Source organism: Pseudomonas sp. S2_F07 (genome assembly GCF_054668325.1).
Genome location: NZ_CP162758.1, coordinates 5,817,355 through 5,840,695 on the forward strand (window position 1 = coordinate 5,817,355; position 23,341 = coordinate 5,840,695).

General features: G+C 60.3%; 18 protein-coding genes. 9 read left to right on the plus strand and 9 right to left on the minus strand.

The features are described from left to right. The first annotated feature begins 130 nt into the window (after nt 1-130). From rraA to AB4O40_RS26505, 6 genes are all read left to right on the plus strand, one after another. Nucleotides 131-619 carry a ribonuclease E activity regulator RraA gene (gene rraA, locus AB4O40_RS26480; protein WP_177336456.1) on the plus strand — a complete coding sequence of 163 codons (489 nt, stop codon included), beginning with the start codon at nt 131-133 and terminating at the stop codon, nt 617-619. Between the two features lie 26 nt (nt 620-645). Beyond that, nucleotides 646-1,641 (plus strand): zinc transporter ZntB, encoded by a 996-nt coding sequence (locus tag AB4O40_RS26485; protein ID WP_056721910.1) that lies wholly within the window; start codon nt 646-648, stop codon nt 1,639-1,641. Nucleotides 1,642-1,703: 62 nt separating this feature from the next. Further along, a complete protein-coding gene (locus tag AB4O40_RS26490; RefSeq protein ID WP_008048593.1) occupies nt 1,704-1,952 on the plus strand; it encodes a hypothetical protein in 249 nt (82 codons plus the stop codon). A 2-nt stretch (nt 1,953-1,954) separates the two neighbouring features. Next, nucleotides 1,955-2,779: a mechanosensitive ion channel family protein gene (locus AB4O40_RS26495; protein WP_008048604.1), complete on the plus strand. Its 825-nt coding sequence runs from the start codon at nt 1,955-1,957 to the stop codon at nt 2,777-2,779. Nucleotides 2,780-2,869: 90 nt separating this feature from the next. Further along, nucleotides 2,870-3,460, plus strand: a complete 591-nt coding sequence (gene sigX, locus AB4O40_RS26500; RefSeq protein ID WP_015096065.1) for an RNA polymerase sigma factor SigX — start codon at nt 2,870-2,872, stop codon at nt 3,458-3,460. Nucleotides 3,461-3,567: 107 nt separating this feature from the next. Further along, a complete protein-coding gene (locus AB4O40_RS26505; protein ID WP_056721911.1) occupies nt 3,568-4,611 on the plus strand; it encodes an OmpA family protein in 1,044 nt (347 codons plus the stop codon). Nucleotides 4,612-4,684: 73 nt separating this feature from the next. Here the strand turns inward: AB4O40_RS26505 and cobA are convergent, their stop codons facing one another. The 8 genes from cobA to AB4O40_RS26545 all read right to left on the minus strand — a co-directional run bounded on the left by cobA (nt 4,685) and on the right by AB4O40_RS26545 (nt 16,242). Next, complete coding sequence (gene cobA, locus AB4O40_RS26510) at nt 4,685-5,449, minus strand: uroporphyrinogen-III C-methyltransferase (protein ID WP_460057306.1); 765 nt, start codon at nt 5,447-5,449, stop codon at nt 4,685-4,687. Nucleotides 5,450-5,459: 10 nt separating this feature from the next. Beyond that, the gene (locus AB4O40_RS26515; protein ID WP_460057303.1) at nt 5,460-8,177 is read right to left on the minus strand and encodes a nitrate reductase; all 2,718 of its coding nucleotides are present in this window, start codon (nt 8,175-8,177) and stop codon (nt 5,460-5,462) included. Next, on the minus strand, nt 8,177-8,494 hold the full coding sequence (gene nirD, locus AB4O40_RS26520; RefSeq protein ID WP_046042889.1) for a nitrite reductase small subunit NirD: 318 nt from the start codon (nt 8,492-8,494) through the stop codon (nt 8,177-8,179). The genes AB4O40_RS26515 and nirD overlap by 1 nt, the downstream gene beginning before the upstream one ends. Continuing rightward, nucleotides 8,491-10,944, minus strand: a complete 2,454-nt coding sequence (gene nirB, locus AB4O40_RS26525; protein WP_056721916.1) for a nitrite reductase large subunit NirB — start codon at nt 10,942-10,944, stop codon at nt 8,491-8,493. Before nirB ends, nirD begins: the two co-directional genes overlap by 4 nt. Nucleotides 10,945-11,234: 290 nt before the next feature. After that, nucleotides 11,235-12,902, minus strand: coding sequence for a protein kinase domain-containing protein (locus AB4O40_RS26530; RefSeq protein WP_460057299.1), 1,668 nt, complete (start codon nt 12,900-12,902; stop codon nt 11,235-11,237). Nucleotides 12,903-12,909: 7 nt separating this feature from the next. Further along, a complete protein-coding gene (locus AB4O40_RS26535; protein WP_056721919.1) occupies nt 12,910-14,121 on the minus strand; it encodes a nitrate/nitrite transporter in 1,212 nt (403 codons plus the stop codon). A 318-nt stretch (nt 14,122-14,439) separates the two neighbouring features. Continuing rightward, a complete protein-coding gene (locus tag AB4O40_RS26540; RefSeq protein WP_008048624.1) occupies nt 14,440-15,015 on the minus strand; it encodes an ANTAR domain-containing response regulator in 576 nt (191 codons plus the stop codon). 15 nt (nt 15,016-15,030) lie between these two features. Continuing rightward, the gene (locus tag AB4O40_RS26545) at nt 15,031-16,242 is read right to left on the minus strand and encodes a CmpA/NrtA family ABC transporter substrate-binding protein (RefSeq protein ID WP_056722302.1); all 1,212 of its coding nucleotides are present in this window, start codon (nt 16,240-16,242) and stop codon (nt 15,031-15,033) included. A gap of 228 nt (nt 16,243-16,470) precedes the next feature. Between AB4O40_RS26545 and AB4O40_RS26550 the strand changes: the two genes are divergently transcribed. Beyond that, nucleotides 16,471-17,490 carry a quinone-dependent dihydroorotate dehydrogenase gene (locus AB4O40_RS26550; RefSeq protein WP_056721922.1) on the plus strand — a complete coding sequence of 340 codons (1,020 nt, stop codon included), beginning with the start codon at nt 16,471-16,473 and terminating at the stop codon, nt 17,488-17,490. Nucleotides 17,491-17,714: 224 nt separating this feature from the next. Here the strand turns inward: AB4O40_RS26550 and rmf are convergent, their stop codons facing one another. Beyond that, on the minus strand, nt 17,715-17,930 hold the full coding sequence (gene rmf / locus AB4O40_RS26555) for a ribosome modulation factor (RefSeq protein ID WP_003223300.1): 216 nt from the start codon (nt 17,928-17,930) through the stop codon (nt 17,715-17,717). A gap of 530 nt (nt 17,931-18,460) precedes the next feature. Between rmf and rlmKL the strand changes: the two genes are divergently transcribed. Together rlmKL and AB4O40_RS26565 are read left to right on the plus strand one after the other, a co-directional pair. After that, on the plus strand, nt 18,461-20,731 hold the full coding sequence (gene rlmKL, locus AB4O40_RS26560) for a bifunctional 23S rRNA (guanine(2069)-N(7))-methyltransferase RlmK/23S rRNA (guanine(2445)-N(2))-methyltransferase RlmL (protein WP_056721923.1): 2,271 nt from the start codon (nt 18,461-18,463) through the stop codon (nt 20,729-20,731). A gap of 143 nt (nt 20,732-20,874) precedes the next feature. Further along, nucleotides 20,875-23,274, plus strand: coding sequence for a sensor domain-containing diguanylate cyclase (locus AB4O40_RS26565; protein ID WP_056721925.1), 2,400 nt, complete (start codon nt 20,875-20,877; stop codon nt 23,272-23,274). The last annotated feature ends 67 nt before the right edge of the window (nt 23,275-23,341 follow it).

A 23,341-nucleotide genomic window follows, 5' to 3' on the forward strand; every position in this document is an offset into this window, starting at 1 on the left:
CTAACAAGGGCATTTCGCTCCGGTCGGCTTGCGGCTAAGATATGACGCATTGAGCTGTTCCGGTCACAATGCGTGACTGAGCCATCACCGATGTTCGTGCTGTCTTCCTCTTCACAGGAGTTTCTCGATGATCCATTACCTCACGCCTGACCTGTGCGATGCCTATCCGGAACTGGTGCAGGTGCTGGAACCGATGTTCAGCAATTTCGGCGGCCGTGATTCCTTTGGTGGCGAAATCGTGACCATCAAGTGCTTCGAAGACAACTCGCGGGTCAAGGAGCAAGTCGAGCTCAAGGGGAATGGCAAAGTGCTGGTGGTAGACGGTGGCGGTTCCCTGCGTCATGCGTTGCTGGGTGACATGCTGGCCGAGAAAGCCGCGAAAAACGGTTGGGAAGGGCTGGTGATCTACGGTTGCATCCGTGACGTCGATATCATCGCACAGACCGATCTGGGCGTTCAGGCCCTCGCCAGCCACCCGAGGAAATCCGACAGGCGCGGGCTCGGCGATCTCAACGTTGCCGTGACCTTCGCCGGCGTGACTTTTCACCCGGGCCATTACATCTATGCGGACAACAACGGCGTGATCATCTCGCCCAGCCCGCTGCAAATGCCTGAATAAAGCGCTGGTCGACCAAAGGAGTGCGGATGTTCGAGGAAGAAAACGCGCAATGGGGGCTGGTGCATGCCCTGGTGCTGGACGGTAAAGGCGGCGCGCGTTCGATTGCCCGGACTGAACTCGATGACTTGCAGCTGCAGGCCCATGAAAGCCTGTGGCTGCACTGGGATCGCAGTCATCCGCAAACCCGGACCTGGTTACGCAAATCCAGCGGTCTGAGCGAATTCAGCTGTGACCTGTTACTCGAAGAAAACACTCGTCCGCGACTTTTACAGCTTTCCGACAGCGAACTGCTGCTATTTTTGCGCGGGGTCAATCTGAACCCCGGTGCTGAGCCGGAAGACATGGTGTCGGTGCGGATCTTCGGCTCTGCCCAGCGTGTCATTTCCCTGCGTTTGCGTCCGTTGCGTGCCACTGACGAGTTGTTGGTGCAACTGTCCGAGGGCAAGGGGCCGAAAACTGCCTCCGAACTCATCCTTTGCATGGCGCAGTACCTCACCAACAAGGTGCAGGATCTGGTCAGCTGTCTCTCGGAAGTGGTCGATGAGGAAGAAGAAAAGCTGGATGCCGACGAACGGTATACTCCTGAGCACGGATCGGTTTTGCAGATTCGTCGCCGGGCGGCTGCGTTGAAGCGCTTTCTTGCTCCGCAGCGGGATATTTTCGGTCAACTGACGCGGATCAAGTTGCCCTGGTTCGTCGAGGACGATGGCGATTACTGGAACGAATTGAACAACAGCCTGACTCGTTATCTTGAAGAGCTGGAATTGACCCGGGAGCGGGTGGGGCTGGTCCTGGAGGCTGAGGACCGTCGCTTGAACGTGCGTATGAACCGCACGATGTACCGCTTCGGGATCATCACCGGGATCTTTTTGCCGATGAGTTTTCTGACCGGGCTGTTGGGGATCAATGTCGGTGGAATTCCTTTCTCTGCCAGCCCCTACGGCTTTCTGATCGCCTGCCTGATGATGGTCTCGGTGGCACTGGGGCAGTGGTGGTTGTTCCGACGTTTGCGCTGGGTCTGAGGGAAGCCATGTGACCAGACCAACTCTGACCGCGTCTCCCACAGACATCACGAGAGGTGCGTATGCACGATCCGTTTGAACAGTCTTTGCGCGACATGCTCAACGCCTCACCGTCTACCCGGGACGACGATGCGTGCCTGGGGCGTGTGCTGAAAACCGCCAACCGCCAGGTCGGCGCCGGTGATTTGTTCAGTCTGCTGGGGCGCTGGTTGCCCGCACTGATGATCGCCCTCAATAACGGATCGGCCCATGTCGCGCCGGTATCCCGTCTTCGTAAACCTGCTGCCCGCACTGCTGATAAGGCTGATTGAATATGGAACTTGATCTCTGGACTCAGAGCCTCGTCACTGCAATGACTGCGTTGTGGACCAAGGTTGCGAACTTCATTCCGAACCTGTTCGGCGCACTGGTCGTGCTGCTGTTGGGTTTCGTCGTGGCCAAGCTGCTCGACACCCTGCTGTCGAAATTGCTCGCCAAATTGGGCCTTGATCGCTTGATGGGTGGCACCGGCCTGACCAAGTTGCTGTCCCGCGCAGGGTTGCAAGTTCCTATTTCGACCCTGATCGGCAAGATCGTCTATTGGTTCGTTCTGCTTATTTTTCTGGTTTCTGCCGCAGAATCCCTTGGCCTTGAGCGAGTTTCAGCTACGCTGGACATGCTTGCGTTGTATTTGCCGAAGGTGTTTGGCGCGGCGCTGGTGTTGCTGGTAGGTGTCTTGCTGGCGCAACTGGCCAACGGTCTGGTGCGTGGAGCGGCAGAAGGCGTGGGTCTGGACTATGCTTCAGGGCTTGGGCGGATTGCTCAGGGCCTGGTGATCATAATCAGTATTTCGGTTGCGATCAGCCAGTTGGAGGTCAAGACTGACCTGCTGAACCATGTGATTGTGATTGTGTTGATAACCGTTGGTCTGGCGGTAGCGCTGGCCATGGGGTTGGGAAGCCGGGAAATTGCCGGCCAGATTCTTGCGGGAATCTACGTGCGTGAGCTGTACCAGGTTGGGCAACAAGTGCGTGTTGGCGAGGTCGAAGGCCAGATCGAAGAGATCGGCACGGTTAAAACCACATTGCTGACCGATGAGGGTGAGCTAGTCTCTCTTTCCAATCGGATCCTCCTTGAGCAGCATGTGAGTAGCCGCTAACCCGGCAAACCCTGCTAATGTATGCCGCCGCAAAATGCCTGCTCACGCTGGCTGCGGCGGACATTGACCTGACTGTCGGCCCGACTTGTTTTGAATAAAGCCCAATCGTTATCCATGCGCTACGACCCCCGCGAGCTCTCTGATGAGGAGTTGGTCGCGCGCTCGCATACCGAGCTGTTTCACGTAACGCGTGCCTATGAAGAACTGATGCGGCGTTACCAGCGAACATTATTTAACGTGTGTGCACGATATCTTGGGAACGATCGCGACGCAGACGATGTCTGTCAGGAGGTCATGTTGAAGGTGCTGTATGGCCTGAAGAACTTCGAAGGTAAATCGAAGTTCAAGACATGGCTATATAGCATCACGTACAACGAGTGCATCACACAGTATCGAAAGGAACGGCGAAAGCGTCGCTTGATGGACGCATTGAGTCTTGACCCCCTCGAGGAAGCGTCCGAAGAAAAGACGCCGAAACCTGAGGAAAAAGGTGGACTTGATCGCTGGCTGGTGTATGTGAACCCGATTGACCGTGAAATTCTGGTGCTACGATTTGTCGCAGAGCTGGAGTTTCAGGAGATCGCAGACATCATGCATATGGGTTTGAGTGCAACAAAAATGCGGTACAAACGCGCTCTAGATAAATTGCGTGAGAAATTTGCAGGCATTGCTGAAACTTAGTTCAGCGCAAATATCTCTTACGCGTAGGCAAGTTCTGTTAGACTTGCCGCCGAGTTGTCCCCCGGTTTGCGGGACTGCTTCACAATCACCAGATGGGGATTTAACGGATGAAACTGAAAAACACCTTGGGCTTGGCCATTGGTACTCTTATTGCCGCTACTTCGTTCGGCGCATTGGCACAAGGCCAAGGCGCAGTTGAAGGCGAGCTCAACTACGGGAAGAAGTACAACGACAGCGTTAACAACGTTGAAGACGGCTACACTCCTGGCGCCTCCATCGGTTACTTCTTGACCGACGACGTATCGTTGAACTTTACCTACAACAACGACGACTACACCCGTTCGAACAACGGTACTGGCAATCAGAAAATCGAAGGCGACCAGTTTGGTCTGAACGCTCAGTACCACTTCAACAACGCTGGCGACGCTCTGCGTCCTTACGTTCAAGGTGGTGTTAAGCACGGCAGCATGACCAACGTAGCCGCTGACGGCCACACCGGTCGTGACCAGTCGACTTTCCTGACTGCTGGCGCTGGCCTGAAGTACTACTTCCTGGAAAACGTCTACGCTCGTGCTGGCGTAGAAGCTGACTACAAGCTGGACAACGGCCGTTGGGACTACATCCCGTCCGTAGGTCTGGGTGTTAACTTCGGTGGCGGCAACAAGCCTGTCGCTGCAGCTCCAGCTCCAGAAGTTTGCTCCGACAGCGACAACGACGGCGTTTGCGACAACGTTGACAAGTGCCCGGACACCCCGGCCAACGTAACTGTTGACGCTGATGGCTGCCCAGCTGTTGCTGAAGTCGTTCGTGTAGAGCTGGACGTGAAGTTCGACTTCGACAAGTCGGTAGTCAAGCCAAACAGCTACGGCGACATCAAGAACCTGGCTGACTTCATGAAGCAGTACCCATCCACCACCACTACTGTTGAAGGTCACACTGACTCCGTCGGTCCTGACGCTTACAACCAGAAACTGTCCGAGCGTCGTGCAAACGCCGTTAAGCAAGTTCTGACCAACCAGTACGGTGTTGAGTCGTCCCGCGTTCAGTCCGTTGGCTACGGCGAATCCCGCCCAGTTGCTGACAACAAAACTGAAGCTGGTCGCGCTGTTAACCGTCGCGTAGAAGCGCAGGTTGAAGCTCAAGCTAAGTAATTAGCTCGCAGCTCTGAAAAGCCCGGCTCAGGCCGGGCTTTTCTTTGTCTGCGATTTGGTGAAACGGGTGAAACTACGCTGACTGATCTGCCGTCATCACAGACAAATCATGCTGCCACAGGGATTGAGTTGCACTGGCTGCCACTGCACCGATCACCATTATGGCAGGGCTTTTCAGTTGGAATCTGTAGGCAGCTTCATCCATGTCTGTGAGAGTGCTCCGACATTCCCGTTGATGGGGCAAGGAGGCGTTTTCAATCATGGCCACGGGCGTATCCGTCGCCATGCCGCCGGCCAATAGCTGTTCCCGGATTTCACCGAGCTTGGCCACTCCCATGTAAATCACCAACGTCGTTCCGCCTTGGGCCAGTGCCTGCCAGTTCAATTGGCTGTCGTCCTGGGTGTGTGCGGTGACCAGCGTGACACCACGGGCGACACCGCGCAAAGTCAGCGGAATATCGCATTGCGTTGCCCCCGCCAGCCCGGCAGTGATGCCGTTGACCAACTCGGCTTCGACCCCACGCTCACGCAACCACTGCGCTTCTTCTCCACCGCGACCGAAAATGCATGGATCGCCGCCCTTGAGCCGTGCCACGCATTTACCTTGCCGGGCATAACGAAGCATCAGGCGATGGATGAACGCTTGCGGGGTGGAGCGGCAGCCGCCGCGCTTGCCCACCGGGATGATCCGCGCCCCGGGGCAATGCTCGAGTACCGCGACATTGACCAGGTCATCGATCAGCACCACATCTGCCTCGCGCAAGGCGCGTACCGCTTTCAATGTGAGCAACTCCGGATCACCCGGGCCCGCACCTACCAGCCAGACTTTTGCACTCATAGTGTTTTCCTCACGAGAAGACGGTGACTGGCTGCGCCGTGGCAGCCAGCAGGCGTTTGATTTCCGGAACGCAGGACCCGCATTGCGTGCCGCAACCCAGTTCTTGCTTGAGTCCCTGCAAGTCCAGGCCACGGCTGATGCCGGCGCAGATCGCGTTCTGGCCGACGTTCTTGCAATTGCACAGGATCTTGTTCGCGTTGACGGGCGCGTCGAGGTTGCCCGGTGGTGCGCTCAGCGGCGCAAGCAGCCAGCGCCGCAGTTGCTGGTCCGCGCGACCTTCGAGCCACAACCCCTGCAACCAGTGCTGGGCAAGGGTTTCCCCGGCCAGTCGAATGGCAGTGATCCGGCCATTTTCGATTCGCACGCGCTTGCCAATGGCCCGCCGAGGATCGTCGTAAGCCAGCACCGGGCCATCATCGAGTGCCAGGTTTTTATCGATTTCGCTTAGCAGCTCTGCCGCAGGCGCTGAAGTATTGGCCGCCCTTATAAGCAGGGCCGGGCGCTCACGACCAACCAGGCTGAGGCTGACGTAGGAAAACGCCTCACAAAGCGGCCGTAGCGTCTCAAAATGCCGTTGAACATCACCCTCGATCAGTGCGAACAGTTTCCAGGGCAGATCCACCGGATCCAGGCGAACGCCGCTGTGTTTAAGTTCGGGCTGTTTCGACAAAGGATCGAATGCGGGCAGGGTGAGGCTGTTCACCCCGCCCTTGAGAAAACGGTCGCCCCAATGCATCGGCAAAAAGGCCTGGCCCGGACGCACGCTGTCATCGCTGGCAACTGCGACGATGACTGCGCCACGCCGACTTTTCAGGCTGACCAGATCCCCCGGCTGCAGGCGATGGCGACGCAGTTCGTCCGGGTGCAGGCTCAACTCCGCTTCGTTGACATGGCCGAACAACTGCGCGGCGGTGCCGGTGCGGCTCATGCCGTGCCATTGATCGCGCAGGCGGCCGGTGATCAGGGTCAGCGGGAAGCGTGCATCCCGTTGCTCTTTGGCGGCGCGGTAGGGATCGGCCACGAACTGTGCGCGCCCATTGGCAGTGGCGAATACCCCGTCGACGTACAGCCGGGCCGTGCCTTCAACGGCACCCGCAGGGAAGGGCCACTGCTGTGGGCCGAGACGATCGAGCAGTGCATGGCTGATACCGGACAGATCCAGGTCGCGACCTTGAGTCAGTTGTTTGTATTCGTCAAAGACCTGAGCGGGATTATTAAATTCAAACAGGCTGGTTTGGCCGGGGCGCAGATGTTTTTCCAGGCGTTGTGCGAAATCTACGGTGATTGCCCAGTCCGGCCGCGCCTCACCCGGTGCGACAATTGCCTGGCGTACGTGGGAAATGCGCCGCTCGGAGTTGGTCACGCAACCTTCCTTTTCCCCCCAGCTGGCGGCGGGCAGCAAAAGGTCGGCGAACTTCGCGGTTTCAGTGGTGCTGAAGGCTTCCTGCAACACCACGAACGGGCAGGCTTGCAGCGCTGCGCGCACGGCCGTCTGGTCCGGCATGGATTGCGCGGGGTTGGTACAGGCGATCCACAACGCCTTGATCTTGCCATTGCGCACTTGCTCGAACAGTTCGATTGCGGTGAGCCCGGGATTTTCCGGCAGTTGCTCGATGCCCCAGTAGGACGCCACTTGCTCACGGTGTTGCGGATTGGCGGCGTCACGGTGGCCGGGCAGCAGGTTGGACAAACTGCCGGTTTCCCTTCCGCCCATGGCATTTGGCTGACCGGTGAGGGAGAAAGGTCCGGCGCCGGGACGACCGATCTGCCCGGTGGCCAGGTGCAGGTTGATCAGTGCACTGTTTTTCGCGCTGCCGGCGGTGGACTGGTTAAGCCCCATGCACCACAGCGACAGAAAGCTCGGTGACGTGCCGATCCACTCGGCACACTGCTGCAATTGCCCGAGACTGATTCCGCAGAGCTGCGAAACCATTTGCGGCGTGTAGTCACGCACCAGGCTTTTCAGCTCGGCCAGGCCTTCGGTGTGGTCGCGGATGAAGTCACGATCGATCCAGTCTTCCCACAACAGCAGATGCAAAATCCCATGGAACAGGGCGACATCGGTGCCCGGCAAGATCGCCAGGTGCAGGTCAGCCAGATCGCAGGTGTCTGTGCGACGCGGGTCAATGACGATGACCTTCATCTGTGGCCGGCGGGATTTGGCGGCTTCCAGCCGGCGAAACAGCACCGGGTGGGCGTAGGCCATGTTGCTGCCGACGATCATCACGCAATCGCTCAGCTCCAGGTCTTCGTAGCTGCAGGGCGGGGCGTCGGCACCCAGGCTGCGCTTGTAGCCGACGACTGCCGAGGACATGCACAGGCGCGAATTGCTGTCGATGTTGTTGGTGCCTACCAGGGCACGTGCCAGCTTGTTGAAGGCGTAGTAGTCCTCGGTCAACAGTTGCCCGGAAATGTAGAACGCCACGCTGTCCGGGCCATGCTCGGCAATGGTTGCGGCAAATACACTGGTGGCATGATCGAGGGCGGTATCCCAATCGGTGCGGTGACGGGCCAGGCCTTTACCGAGGCGCAGTTCGGGGTACAGCGCCCGCGCCGTCAAGTCGCCGGTCAGGTGCAGGGTCGAGCCCTTGCTGCACAGTTTGCCGAAATTGGCCGGGTGCGCCGGGTCGCCGCTGACGCCGAGGATGCGTGAACCGTCGTGCTCGATCAGCACGCCGCAGCCGACCCCGCAGTAACAGCAGGTGGATGCAGTGATCTGGCGGTCCATCAGCCTGCATCCCGCAGGGCCAGCATCACCCGGCCATTTTCCACCCGGGCGAGATGGTGGTGGGCACAGCCGATGTCCGGGGCCAGGGCTTCGCCGCTTTCCAGGTCGATTTGCCAGTTGTGCAACGGGCAGGCCACCCGCTTGCCGTAGACCAGGCCTTGGGACAACGGGCCGCCCTTATGCGGGCAGCGGTCGTCAAGGGCGAACACTTCGTCGTCGCTGGTACGAAAAATCGCGATGTCTCCCTTTGGCCCGGCGATGATCCGCGAGCCCAGGGCATTGATCTCTTCCAGTGCGCAGATATCCAGCCAGTTCATGCCAGCACCTCCAGGTTTTTCACGGGGATGACGTCGAATTCTTTTTTCAGCTGGGGCTGTTCCAGGCGCTCCTTCCACGGGTCCTGTTCGAACGACAGGGAGAATTGCAGGCGATCATTGAGCGCCTTGCGCCGCTCCGGATCTTCCAGCACGGCTTTCTTGATGTGTTCCATGCCGACCCGTTGCAGGTAGTGCACGGTGCGTTCGAGGTAGAAAGCTTCTTCGCGATAGAGCTGCAGGAATGCACCGTTGTATTCGCGCACTTCTTCGGCGGTCTTGAGCTTGACGAAGAACTCCGCGACCTCGGTCTTGATCCCGCCGTTGCCACCGATGTACATCTCCCAGCCGGAGTCCACACCGATAATTCCCACATCCTTGATACCGGCTTCCGAACAGTTGCGCGGGCAACCGGAGACAGCCAGCTTCACCTTGTGCGGCGACCACATGTTGAACAGGTCATGTTCCAGTTCAATGCCAAGTTGTGTGGAGTTCTGGGTGCCAAAGCGGCAGAACTCGCTGCCGACGCAGGTTTTCACCGTGCGGATGGATTTGCCGTAGGCGTGGCCGGACGGCATGTCCAGGTCTTTCCAAACCCCTGGCAGGTCTTGTTTGCGAATGCCCAGCAAGTCGATGCGCTGGCCACCGGTGACCTTGACCATCGGCACGTTGTACTTGTCGGCGACGTCGGCAATGCGCCGCAGCTCTGAAGGATTGGTCACACCGCCCCACATCCGCGGGACTACCGAATAGGTGCCGTCTTTCTGAATGTTGGCGTGGGCGCGTTCGTTGATCAGGCGCGATTGTGGATCGTCCCTGGCTTCCCCTGGCCAGGTGGAAATCAGGTAGTAGTTGAGCGCCGGGCGGCAGGTGGCGCAGCCGTTGGGTGTGCGCCAGTTCAGGTAGCTCAGGGTGCCGGCGATGGTCAGCAGGTGCTGCTCGCGGATGGCCTGGCGGATTTGCCCGTGATTGAGATCGCTGCAGCCGCAGATGGCCTTTTCGCTTTTCGGCTTGACGTCCGCCGCGCCGCCCACGGTATTGATCAGGATCTGTTCGACGAGCCCGGCGCAGGAGCCGCAGGAGCTGGCAGCCTTGGTGTGTTTCTTGACGTCGTCGACACTGAACAGCCCGTGTTCCTGAATGGCCTTGACGATGGTGCCCTTGCACACGCCGTTGCAGCCGCAGACTTCGGCGGTGTCGGCCATGCTCATGGCTTTGTCCTGGCCTTGATGTCCTACGTCGCCTAAAGCGTTTTCGCCAAACATCAGATGATCGCGGATCTCGCCAATGGCGTGATTCTCACGGATCTGCCGGAAATACCAGCCGCCGTCTGCCGTATCGCCGTACAGGCAGGCGCCGACCAGCACGTCATCCTTGATCACCAGTTTTTTGTAGACCCCGCCGATCGGGTCCGAGAGGGTGATGGTCTCGGTGCCTTCACCGCCCATGAAGTCGCCGGCGGAGAACAGGTCGATGCCGGTAACCTTCAATTTGGTCGAGGTCACCGACCCCTTGTAGGTGGCAAAACCGAGTTGGGCGAGGTGGTTGGCGCAGACCTTGGCCTGTTCGAACAGCGGCGCCACCAAGCCATAGGCGATGCCGCGGTGGCTGGCACACTCGCCGATGGCATAAATCCGTGGGTCGTAGGTTTGCAGTGTGTCGTTGACCAGAATCCCGCGGCTGCACGGAATGCCGGATTTCTCCGCCAGTTCGGTATTGGGGCGGATGCCGGCGGCCATCACCACCAGGTCGGCGGGGATGATGTCGCCGTTCTTGAATTGCACCGAACCGACCCGGCCGTTGCCCGCGTCGTGCAAGGCCTGGGTTTGCTCGCACAGGCGAAAATGCAGGCCGCGAGATTCCAGCGCGGATTGCAGCAACTGGCCGCTGGTCTTGTCCAGTTGCCGTTCCAGCAACCACTCGCCGATATGCACCACGGTCACGTGCATGCCCCGCAGCATCAGGCCGTTGGCGGCTTCCAGGCCGAGCAGGCCGCCACCGATCACCACGGCGTGCCGATGGGTTTTCGCGGTGTCGATCATGGCCTGGGTGTCGGCGATGTCGCGGTAGCCGATCACGCCTTCAAGGGTATTGCCGGGAATGGGCAGGATGAAAGGTGTCGAGCCGGTGGCGATCAGCAGGCGATCGTATTCGGCTTCGCTGCCGTCTTCGGCAATGACCCGGCGCTTGACCCGGTCGATCTCCACCACCTTGCGGTTGAGCAGCAGCTTGATGTTGTTTTCCAGGTACCAGTCCAGGTCGTTGAGCACGATCTCTTCGAAGGTTTGTTCGCCCGCCAGCACCGGCGACAACAGGATGCGGTTGTAGTTGGTGTGCGGTTCAGCACCGAAGACCGTGATGTCGTACAGCTCAGTGCTCAGTTTGAGCAGCTCTTCCAGGGTCCGGACCCCGGCCATGCCGTTGCCGATCATCACCAGTTTTAGTTTTTTCATCAGGTTCTCCGGGGAGCTCAGGCCTGCCTCATCAGGGTTCAGGCCATGCTCGACAAATTTTGCGCAAACAAAAAAAGGCGTCCCGCTAGTTGCCTAGCGAGGACGCCTTTGTCCTGGTCCCGTTCTCTCGGGAAGTGCAACCTTCGTCGTTGAAGCCTGCGCTGTATGTCTGTTGCAAGAGGTAATGCAGCGGTTATGCCAAGTCGCTCAAAACCCGTGTTTGTTGGCTTTTTCCCCGTTCACAAGGGCGGATACCTGAGGGAATGCACCGATTCAAGGCGCTTTGCCCGCTAATGGAGCGCAACCACCAGCAGCACCAGGTTCAGCAGCAAGGACACCAGCGCCAATGTCCGCCAGACTTTCAGTGGCTCGCGTTCCAGCAAGGGCTTGGGACGCACGCTCAAGCTGCGGCGTTCGCCCTGTTCCATCAGCAGCAGCCATTCTTCCGCCGTTTCGAAACGCTGGTCGGGGGCCGCCGCCACGGCGCGTTCCAGGCTATGGGCGATCCAGTCCGGCAGGTCGGGCCGGTAGCGGCTGGCGTTGACCGGGAGGCCAAACCTGGGGCGTTGGAACGCTTCGATTTCGCCATAGGGATAGTGCCCGGTGAGCAGGAAATACAGGGTCACACCGACGGCGTACAAGTCCTGCCGTGGCGTCGGTACTTCGCCGCGAAAGGCTTCGGGTGCAATGTAACTGGGTGTACCCGGCAGCGCCCAGGGCAGGTCTTGCGAGAGACCGGGGCAGTAGGCCAGGCCGAAATCCAGCAGGCGCAACTCGCCATCGTCCCCCAGCAGCAGGTTCTCCGGCTTGATATCGCGATGCAGGATCTGCCGCCGGTGCAACAGGCCGACCGCTCGCAGCAAGCGTTCGGCGATGTCTTGCCACTGGGGCAGCGGCAAGGGGCCGCTTTGCTCATGCCGTTGGGCCAGGGTAGCGCCCGAATATTCTCGCATCACGTAGTACAAATGCTGACGCTGACTGGCGGCATGGACTTCAGGAAAGTGTCGACCGGCCACGCGTTTGAGAAACCATTCCTCCGACAGTAATGCTTGCCCGGCCTGGTGATCGTCGTGCAGGCGCCCGGGCAGGGTTTTCAGCAGCCAGGGTTGTTGCTGGCTGTCGCGAACGCGATAAAGCAGCGATTGCTGGCTCTGTGCGACGATCCCCTCGACCTGCCAGCCCTCGAACGCCTGACCCGGTTTCAGGGCGGGCGGCAGTGGCCATTGCTGCAAGTGCATCAATGCATCGCCAATGCTCGCTTCGCCCAAGGCATCGACCCGTACCAGCAAGGCGCTGGCGTTGTCCTGGCTGCCCGCCAGGTGCGCGGCATTGACCAGGGTTTGCGCAGCGCTGTGCAAGTCCGGTTGGTCCCGCAGGATCGCGGCAATGGCGGTATCGCCCATGACGGCCCAGACGCCGTCGCTGAGCAGGACGAAGCTTTCATCGGGGCGCAACTCACCGTCGAGAAAATCCAGCACCAGGTGTTGATCGAGCCCCAGTGCCCGTTTCAGCACATGCTGCATGCCCGGCTGGTCCCAGACGTGATCCTCACTGATTCGCTGCAATTGGTCGGCGTGCCAGCGATACACCCGGCAATCGCCGACATGGGCCAGGGTAAAACGCCGGCCACGCAGGACCAGCGCACTGAGGGTGGTCAGCAGCGGTTGTCCGCCGCCATTGGCCTGCAACCAGCGGTTCTGCGCCAGCAACAGACGATCGAGCGCCTGTGCGACGCTCCAGGTTTCCGGCGTGGCGTAGTAATCCAGCGCCAGGGCCTGCAGCGTCGAACGGGCGGCCAGACCGCCATCGACGCACTGGCTGACACCGTCGGCAATCGCGAACAGGTAACCCTTGCTCGCGGCCAGCGCCGGAGCCGGCGTGACCAGGCGCAGGGCATCCTGGTTTTCCTCGCGGGGACCGATGGCACTGGCTTCGGCGAAACTCAGTTGCAGGCTCATCGAGGCCTCAGACCCGCGCAGCCGTCACGGCGGCCGAACCCCAGGTGGTTCTCCAGCGACGTTTCACGCCGTGCAGACCGAACCAGGCCAGGACGCCGAGGCTGGCGAACAACCACAGCGCCAGTTGATAGCTGCCGGTGCTTTGCTTGATCGCGCCCATGCCGGCCGCGAGGGCAAACCCGCCGATACCGCCGGCCATGCCGATCAGGCCGGTCATCACGCCGATTTCCCGGCGAAAACGCTGGGGCACCAACTGGAATACCGCGCCATTGCCTGCGCCCAGACCGAGCATGGTGCAGACGAAAAGTGCCAGGGCGGCGTAGGAACTCGGCAGGTTGAAGCCGACCACGGCAATGCAGGTCGCCGCGACGGTGTACATCGCCAACAGGGTCCGAATGCCGCCAAACCGGTCAGCCAGTGCACCACCCAGGGGGCGCATCAGGCTGCCACCGAACACGCAGGCAGCGGTGTAGTAGCCGGCAGTCACCGGGTTCAGGCCGTACTGGTCGTTGAAATAACCGGGCAGGGCGCTGGCCAGGCCGATGAAACCGCCGAACGTCACGCTGTAGAAAAACATGAACCACCAGCTGTCACGATCACCCAAGGCCTTGAAGTAGTCGGCCATGGATTTGGCTTTTGGCCGCTCGGGGGCATTGCGGGCCAGCCAGGCGAAGACGACCAGGGTCAGGATCAACGGAATCAGGGCAAAGCCGAACACGTTGCTCCAGCCAAACGCCGCCGCCAGCACCGGGGCGATCAATGCCGCGAGGACCGTGCCCGAGTTACCCGCGCCGGCGATGCCCATGGCCTTGCCTTGATGCTGCGGCGGATACCACTGGGAGGCCAGGGGGAGGGCGACGGCGAACGAAGCGCCGGCCATGCCGAGGAACAGGCCCAGCAGCAAGGCTTGCTCGTAGCTGTGGATCCCGAGTTTCCAGGCGCCGAACAGGGCGCAGATCACGATGACCTGGCCGATCAGGCCGGCGGTTTTGGGCGACAGGCGATCAGCCAGCATCCCCATCACGAAGCGCAACACCGCCCCGGCCAGAATCGGCGTGGCGACCACCAGCCCCCGTTGCTGTGTCGTCAGCTGCAGGTCAGCGGCGATCTGCACCGCCAAAGGACCGAGCAGGTACCAGACCATGAAACTCAGGTCGAAATAGAGGAACGCTGCGAACAATGTGGGTGTATGGCCGGATTTCCAGAAGCTTGAATTCATTGCGCACCTCAGCTGTGAAGAGTCTCGAAAGGAGTCATGAGCTTGCAGGTGGGGCGCCGATACGGCCGCACCACCGGCCCCGTGCTCTGGGGCCAAAACGAAAAAACGCCGCCACCCGATCCGCCAAGGGCAAATGAGGTGAGCGACGTCTTTGTCGTAGGTGGGGCAACCGCCGTTGGTTACCTGTAGTGATTACCTAGCCAGATCTGTGCCATATCGGAAATTTGTGTAAAGCAAAAAAATCGCAGCCTTCGGCAGCTCCTACAGGGGAATCTGTGCACCCCGTAGGAGCTGCCGAAGGCTGCGATCTTTTGTTGTTCAACCCAATAATTCACTCATGGCAATAATCTGCTCCGCCACTTGAATCAGCTTCTGCTGGCGGCTCATCGCCTGGCGGCGCATCAGTGTGTAGGCCTCTTCCTCGTTGCAGTCCTTCATTTTCATCAGCAGCCCCTTGGCCAGTTCGATGCGCTTGCGCTCGGCCAATTGCTGGTCGCGGGCATGCAACTGGGCGCGCAAGGCCTGGTCACTCTCGAAGCGTGCCATGGCCACATCGAGAATCGGCTGCAGGCGTTGTGCGTGAATGCCTTCGACGATGTAGGCACTGACCCCGGACTTGATCGCCTGGCGCATCACATCGGGGTCGTGTTCGTCCGTGAACATCACAATCGGGCGTGGCTGGTCGCGCGTCACCAGCACCACTTGTTCCATGACATCGCGGCCCGGTGACTCGGTATCGATCAGAATTACATCCGGACGCACCGTTTCGACGCGTTCGGGCAAGTCGATGGTCAGGCCGGATTCATCGATCACTTCGAATCCGGCTTCGGTCAGGGCGGCCTTCAGGCGTCCGACTTTTTTGGCGGTGTCGTTGATCAGCAGGATACGCAGCATGTTCGTGGTCTCCTGTCAGCGGCTGGCGGATCGGTGCGAGCTGTCGCTCATTGCATGCAGTTTGAAACTGCGGGCATAACCGGCCGGGTCCGAGCCGTCCCAGATTTTGCCGTCGATCAACTGACTGCTGCGCATTTCCCCGGCTGACGAAGCGACGCCGACGGCACGGGCGGCTTCACGGTAGAGGTCCAGTTGCTGGACCTGCCGGGCCACCGCGAGATAGTCCGGGTCATCGCGCAACAAGCCCCAGCGGCGGAACTGGGTCATGAACCACATGCCGTCGGACAGGTACGGCAGGTTGACCTCGCCGTCCCCGTGCAGGCGCAGCGCGTGCGGGTCTTGCCAGCGGTGGCCAAGGCCGTCGGCGTATTCGCCCAGAAGGCGCGGTTCGATGCAGTCCAGTGGTGCGTCAAGGTACTGCGCGGCACTGAGCAGTTGTGCGGTGCTGCGGCGATTTTCGGTGCTTTCTTCGATGAAGCGGCTGGCTTCCAGAATCGCCATCACCAACACCCGGGCGGTATTGGGGTATTGCTCGACGAACGCACGGGTGCAGCCGAGGACCTTTTCCGGATGATCGGGCCAGATGGTCTGGGTCGTGGCCAGGGTGAAACCGAGGTCCTGTTGCACGGCGCTGGCGGACCAGGGCTCGCCGACGCAGAAGCCGTCGATACGCCCGGCCCGCAGGTGCGCGACCATTTGCGGTGGCGGTACCACCACGCTGTCGACATCCAGCAGTGGGTGAATGCCCTGGCTGGCGAGCCAGTAATACAACCACATGGCGTGGGTGCCGGTGGGAAACGTCTGGGCGAAGGTGAGTTTTGAGCGAGTTTGGTGCACGTGCCGATCCAGTGCTTCAGGACTGGTCACTCCAAGCGCCTGCAGGCCGTGGGACAGATTGATGCTCTGACCGTTCCGGTTCAGGCCCATCAACACGGCCATGTCGGTCGCGGCCACGCCACCGATGCCCAGGTGAACGGCGTAAATCAGGCCATAGAGGCTGTGGGCGGCATCGAGTTCGCCGCTGACCAGTTTGTCCCGCAGGTTGGCCCAGGACGATTGCCGCTTGAGGTTCAGGGTCAAACCGTGGGGCTGGGCGAAGCCCTGTGTGGCGGCGACAACCACAGAAGCGCAGTCGCTCAGGGCCATGAAGCCGAGATTGATTTCGGTTTTTTCCGGGGCATCGCTGCCATTGACCCAAGCCAGGGGGCCGGCTGACGGTTCGTTCATCGCGTGTTCACCTTGCAAAAAAAACGTCGTCCCGAGTTCTTGCTTGAGCAGGCCGGGGACGACGCCATTGTCTTTGCACACATTCGGTCGTTGGCATGGGTGCTGGTGCCCAGAGTGGTGCAAGGCATATGCCATTATCCGTTGATTTGATCACGCGCCTCGCTTGCCACCCCGTTGCCCGGCTATAATCGCCGCCTCAATTCGCCGCCAATCGAGTCAAATCCGCCCATGTACACCCTGGCCCGTCAGCTGTTGTTCAAACTCTCCCCGGAAACCTCCCACGATCTGTCCCTGGACCTGATCGGCGCGGGCGGGCGTCTTGGGCTCAACGGCTTGCTGTGCAAGGCCCCGGCGAAGCTGCCGGTGAATGTCATGGGCCTGGATTTCCCGAATCCGGTAGGTCTGGCCGCCGGCCTGGACAAGAACGGCGCAGCCATCGATGGTTTCGCCCAGCTGGGTTTCGGTTTTGTCGAAATCGGCACCATCACGCCGCGTCCGCAGCCGGGTAACCCGAAGCCACGTCTGTTCCGCTTGCCGGAAGCCGAGGCGATCATCAACCGCATGGGTTTCAACAACCTCGGTGTCGATCACCTGCTGGCCCGCGTGGCGGCGGCCAAGTACAAAGGCGTGCTGGGCATCAACATCGGCAAGAACTTCGATACGCCGGTCGAGCGTGCCGTGGACGACTACCTGATCTGCCTGGACAAGGTCTATGCCCACGCCAGCTATGTGACGGTCAACGTCAGTTCGCCGAACACGCCGGGCCTGCGCAGCCTGCAATTCGGTGACTCGCTCAAGCAGTTGCTGGCCGATCTGGCCGAGCGCCGCGCGGAACTGGCATTGCGTCATGGCAAGCATGTACCGCTGGCGATCAAGATCGCGCCGGACATGAGCGACGAAGAAACCGCACAAGTTGCGCAAGCGCTGATCGAAACCGGGATGGATGCCGTCATCGCCACCAACACCACCCTGAGCCGCGCAGGCGTCGAAGGCATGGAGCATGGCGAAGAAGCCGGTGGCCTGTCCGGCGCACCGGTTCGTGACAAGAGCACCCACACCGTGCAAGTGCTGGCGTCGGAGCTGGGTGGGCGTTTGCCGATCATTGCGGCGGGCGGCATTACCGAAGGCAAGCACGCGGCCGAGAAAATCGCAGCGGGCGCGAGCCTGGTGCAGATCTATTCGGGCTTCATCTACAAAGGCCCGGCGCTGATTCGTGAGTCGGTAGACGCAATCGCAGCGCTACGCTGATCCCCTGTAGGAGCTGCCGAAGGCTGCGATCTTTTGATTTTAGAAATCAAGGTCAAAAGATCGCAGCCTTCGGCAGCTCCTACAAGGTAATGGGGTATATGGGACAGGCATAAAAAAGGGCTCCTTGAAGGAGCCCCTGGGCCGGAGCCCGCCGTCCGGATGGGACGTGCGTGGTTAATTCAGTACAAAGTCAGATTGTCGTGTCGGAGTGTTGTGCCCTGTAATTAGCCGACGGCGTGAAGTTCGTTGAGTCTGTGGATTCCCGCAGTGCCGGTCATACCGTCCCAGTTGTCGCCGCGTCCTTCTCGCCAGCCGTTGATCCAGGCTTGACGTACCGACGGTAGAGTAAATGGGCAAAGCTCACGGGATTTACCACCAACGCCATATTGATATCCGCGCAAAAATGCTCTTTCCAACGGATCACGCTTAAGTCTTCTCATAGGGTGTTGCCCTCACTTGTTGACTGTATTTATCGCGTCGACCTCTATTGAGGTCTGGCAGAAAAACTCTGCCGTTGGGGGCTCGTTGCCGGCGTGACGAGCCAAGGTGTTGGCGTCATTGCGGCGCCAACCTGTATTGAGTTCTAACCAATGCGTCACATCGAGGGAATGATCGTTTTGTCATAAGGACGTAACCGTTCATGTGCTAACGCCATAAGTAACAGAGCAGTTGTAGCGTATTTATTGGCCAAACCCCGGTATGATCGGCTCTGCGCTGGATGATGGGCTTAATCCTTTACTGAGAATGGCTCCCGTTGCCGGGAAGCACTATTCGACGAAGGGTCGACTTATGACATTTTGTTGCATCAACTTTTTTATCTGTCCTTGCATCTAAGCTCATTTAACCCGGGCAGCAGGGGTGGAACGGCACACCTTCGTGCCACGCGGGCGTTCTTCGAGAAAAGCGCCTGATTGAAAACCGGACCGGCAATGCGTTGCCCGGTCACTCAGCTAAAGGTTCTGGAATTCCCATGTCCGATCGTTTCGAACTCTTCCTCACTTGCCCAAAAGGCCTTGAAGGCCTGCTCATCGAGGAAGCCGTCGGGCTTGGCCTTGAGGAAGCGCGGGAGCACACCTCTGCCGTGCGTGGCATGGCCACCATGGAAACCGCTTATCGCCTGTGCCTGTGGTCGCGCCTGGCCAACCGCGTGCTGCTGGTGCTCAAGCGCTTCCCGATGAAGGACGCCGAAGACCTGTACCACGGCGTGCTGGACATCGAGTGGCAAGACCACATGCTCAATGACGGCACCCTGGCCGTCGAATTCAGCGGCCATGGCTCGGGTATCGACAACACCCACTTCGGCGCGCTGAAGGTCAAGGACGCCATCGTCGACAAACTGCGCACCCCGCAAGGCGACCGTCCGTCCATCGACAAGCTCAACCCGGACCTGCGTATTCACCTGCGCCTGGACCGTGGCGAAGCCATTCTGTCCCTCGACCTGTCGGGTCACAGCCTGCACCAGCGCGGCTATCGCCTGCAGCAAGGTGCGGCACCGCTCAAGGAAAACCTCGCGGCCGCCATCCTGATCCGTTCCGGCTGGCCACGTATCGCGGCCGAAGGCGGCGCACTGGCTGACCCGATGTGCGGTGTCGGCACCTTCCTGGTGGAAGCGGCGATGATCGCTGCCGACATCGCGCCGAACCTGCGTCGCGAGCAGTGGGGCTTCACCGCCTGGCTCGGTCACGTCCCGGCGCTGTGGAAAAAATTGCATGAAGAAGCTTCTGAGCGCGCAGCGGCCGGCCTGGCCAAGACACCGTTGTGGATCCGCGGCTACGAAGCTGATCCGCGACTGATTCAACCGGGTCGCAACAACGTCGAGCGTGCCGGCCTGAGCGAGTGGATCAAGATCTACCAGGGCGAAGTCGCAACTTTCGAGCCGCGTCCGGACCAGAACCAGAAAGGCCTGGTGATCTGCAACCCTCCGTACGGCGAGCGTCTGGGCGATGAGGCGAGCCTGCTCTACCTCTACCAGAACCTCGGCGAGCGCCTGCGTCAGGCCTGCCTGAACTGGGAAGCAGCGGTGTTCACCGGTGCGCCGGACCTGGGCAAGCGCATGGGCATCCGCAGCCACAAGCAGTATTCGTTCTGGAACGGCGCCTTGCCGTGCAAGCTGCTGCTGATCAAGGTGTTGCCGGACCAGTTCGTCACCGGCGAGCGTCGTACTCCGGAACAGCGCCAGGTCGAGCGCGAGCAAGCCGCCTATGATCAGGCGCCGAACGAACCGCAAGAACGCAAGTTCAACAAAAATGGCAACCCGATCAAACCGACGCCGGCACCGGCTCCGGTGGTCGAGCAGCCGCGCCTGAGCGAAGGCGGGCAGATGTTCGCCAACCGCCTGCAAAAGAACCTCAAGGCCCTGGGCAAGTGGGTCAAGCGTGAAGGCATCGACTGCTACCGCGTCTACGATGCCGACATGCCGGAATACTCCATGGCCATCGACCTGTATCACGATTGGGTCCACGTCCAGGAATACGCCGCGCCGAAATCCATCGATCCGGAAAAGGCCTCGGCGCGCATGTTCGATGCCCTGGCGGCGATTCCGCAGGCGTTGAACATCGACAAGAGCCGTGTGGTGGTCAAGCGCCGCGAGCGTCAGAGCGGCACCAAGCAGTACGAGCGTCAAGCCGCTCAGGGCAAGTTCGTCGAAGTGAATGAAGGCGGCGTGAAGCTGTTGGTCAACCTCACCGATTACCTGGACACCGGGTTGTTCCTCGATCACCGGCCGATGCGCATGCGGATTCAGAAAGAGGCCGCTGGCAAGCGCTTCCTCAACCTGTACTGCTACACCGCCACCGCCAGTGTTCATGCGGCCAAGGGCGGAGCGCGCAGCACCACCAGCGTCGACCTGTCGAAAACCTACCTGGACTGGGCGCGTCGCAACCTTTCGCTGAACGGTTTCTCCGACAAGAATCGTCTGGAGCAAAGCGATGTGATGGTATGGCTCGACGCCTGCCGTGACGAGTTTGACCTGATCTTCATCGACCCGCCGACCTTCTCCAACTCCAAGCGCATGGAAGGTGTCTTCGACGTGCAGCGCGACCAGGTGCAACTGATCGACCTGGCCATGGCGCGCTTGGCGCCTGGCGGCGTGTTGTACTTCTCCAACAACTTCCGCAAGTTCGAACTGGAAGCCAATCTCGGCGAGCGCTATGCGGTCGAGGAGATCACCGCGCAGACCATCGATCCGGATTTTTCCCGTAATGCCAAGATCCATCGCGCCTGGAAAATCACGGCGCGTTGACACTTGATTTGATTGGATCCACAGAGCCTTGATTTTCAAAGGCTCCTGGATCCCATCAGTGCTGGTCAAGTTAGTGGCTAATGGCTATAACTCAACTCACGACCAAAGGGCTTTCCCGCACCTGGCGTTTTGAGTTGCGTTCTATGTCGTTGCATGCCGTGCGCCCCAGGATCCTGGGTTTTATCAGCGAAGATGCCTCGGCCTGGTTGGTCGCGCTGCTGGTATTGCTGGTCGGCGGGGTGCTCACCGGGTTGCTGGCGTGGTCGACACTTAATCTGTTTCACCATCAATTGCGGCAACGCTTCCAACTGCTGGCCAGTGAACGTTACAGCCGTATCGAAGAGCGTTTCGAAGATCAGGAGCAGCGCCTCGACGGCCTGCGCCGGTTTTTCGCCAATTCCGATTCGGTGTCCCGAGCGGAGTTCGATGGTTACACCCAACCTTTGCTGCTGCGAACCCAGGCGTATTCCTTTGCCCAACGGGTCACTCGTGATGAGCGGGCGGCGTTCGAGCGTCGGGTGCGTGACGAAGGCTTGAGCGGCTTCACCCTGAGAGAACTCAACGCCGCCGGCCAATTGCAACTGGCCGGCGAGCGAGATGAGTACGTAGCGGTGCTGTATAGCCAGACGCAAAGCAAACTCGGAGCACCCCTCGGTTACGACTTGCTGGCCCAGCCGCTACGGCGTGCCACGCTCGATCGGGCCGATCAACATGGCGCCATGGCGGTGTCGCAACCGATGCATCTGGTGAGTATCGAGCCGGCTTATGCGCGTGGTGTGCTGCTGGTTGCACCGGTCATGCAGCGCAACAGTCAGGGCCACAGCGCCATGAAGCCCTTCGGTTATGTCATGGCGGTGATCAGCATGCGCCAGTTGCTGGCGGATGGACTGCCGGAAGCGGGCCGCGACTATCTCTCGGTGCGCATCCTCGATTTGTCGATCGACGAGCAGCACGAGGTGCTGTTCGAGTCGCCCAACCCGCCGGCCATCAGCGACCTGTCGTCCACGCGCCTGTTGCGCATGGCCGACCATGACTATCAAGTCGATATCCAGCCCAGCGCCGCGTTCGTCAAGGCCAACCATTCCTCCGTCACCAGTGTGGTGGTGTTGGGTGGGTTGCTCAGCGTGATGCTCAGTGCCTTGCTGTATGTGTTGGTCAGCCAGCGGCAGCGGGCGTTGAAACTGGTCGAGCAACGCACCCAGGAACTGCGCGACCGAGAGCAGGAACTGCGTGGCACCCATGGTCAGTTGCGTGGCGTGCTGAATGCCGCCACCCAGGTCGCGATCATCGCCACCGACCTGCGCGGCGTCATCAGCACTTTCAATGCGGGTGCCGAGCAGATGCTTGGCTACTCCAGCGCCGAGGTGGTGGGGCATATGACCCTGGAGAGTCTGCACCTGCCCCGGGAACTGGTTGCTCGCTCGGCCGAGTTGAGTGCGCGCTATGGCAAACCGGTGCCGACCTGCCAGGCGATGCTGGTCGAAGGCGACGCGCAGGGCGACCATGAGGCACGGGAATGGACGCTGGTGCGCGGCGATGGCAGCCATTTGATGGTCAACATGCTCGCCACGCCGATGCTCGATGAACAAGGCCTGTGGGTCGGGCACCTGGCGGTGTGCATCGACATCACCGAACGCAAACGGGTCCATGAGGCGCTCGCGGCGCGGGATCTGTTGTTGAAGAAACTCAGCGCCCACGTCCCCGGCGGGATCTACCAATTCAAGATGGAGTTCGACGGGCGTTTCAGCGTGATCTATGCCAGCGACGGCATTCGCGAGATCTACGAGCTCGAACCCGACGTGCTGCTGCTCAATGCCGAAGCGATCTTCACCCGGATTCACCCCAAGGACACCACCCGTGTCCGCGCCTCGATCCGGGCCTCGGCCGACACCCTCAGCCCCTGGCGCGAGGAGTACCGCGTGCAATTGCCACAACGGGGTCTGCGTTGGGTACGTGGCGAGGCCACGCCGGAGGAACTGCCCGGTGGCGGTGTGCTGTGGCACGGCTACATCTCGGACATTTCCGATATGAAGCGGGTGGAAGAAGAGTTGCGCGCGCTGTCGGTCACCGACTCGCTGACCGGTATTCACAACCGGCGTTATTTCCAGGAACGCCTGACCACCGAAATGGCCCGGGTCGAGCGCGGCGGTGGGGATCTGTCGGTGATCATGCTCGATATCGACCATTTCAAGCGCATCAATGACCTGCATGGCCATGCCGTCGGTGATCGGGTGTTGCAGGCCGTGTGCCAACGGATCGGCCACCGGCTGCGTCGCACCGATGTGTTCTGCCGCCTGGGCGGAGAGGAGTTCATGGTGTTGTGCCCGGATAGCGGCGGCGAACATGCCTATATGTTGGCCCAGCAATTGTGGCAAGGCTTGCGCAGCTCACCGATTGAAGGTGTCGGTACGGTCACCGCCAGTTTCGGGATTGCCAGTTGGCGGGTCGGGGAGGGCGCCGATGCCTTGCTGTTACGCGCGGATTCGGGGGTCTATGCGGCGAAGCAGGCGGGAAGGGATAGGGTTGAGGGGGAGATGAATTAACCTGCGGTGAGCTGAAAAGATCGCAGCCTTCGGCAGCTCCTACAAGGTTATGTGTATACCTGTAGGA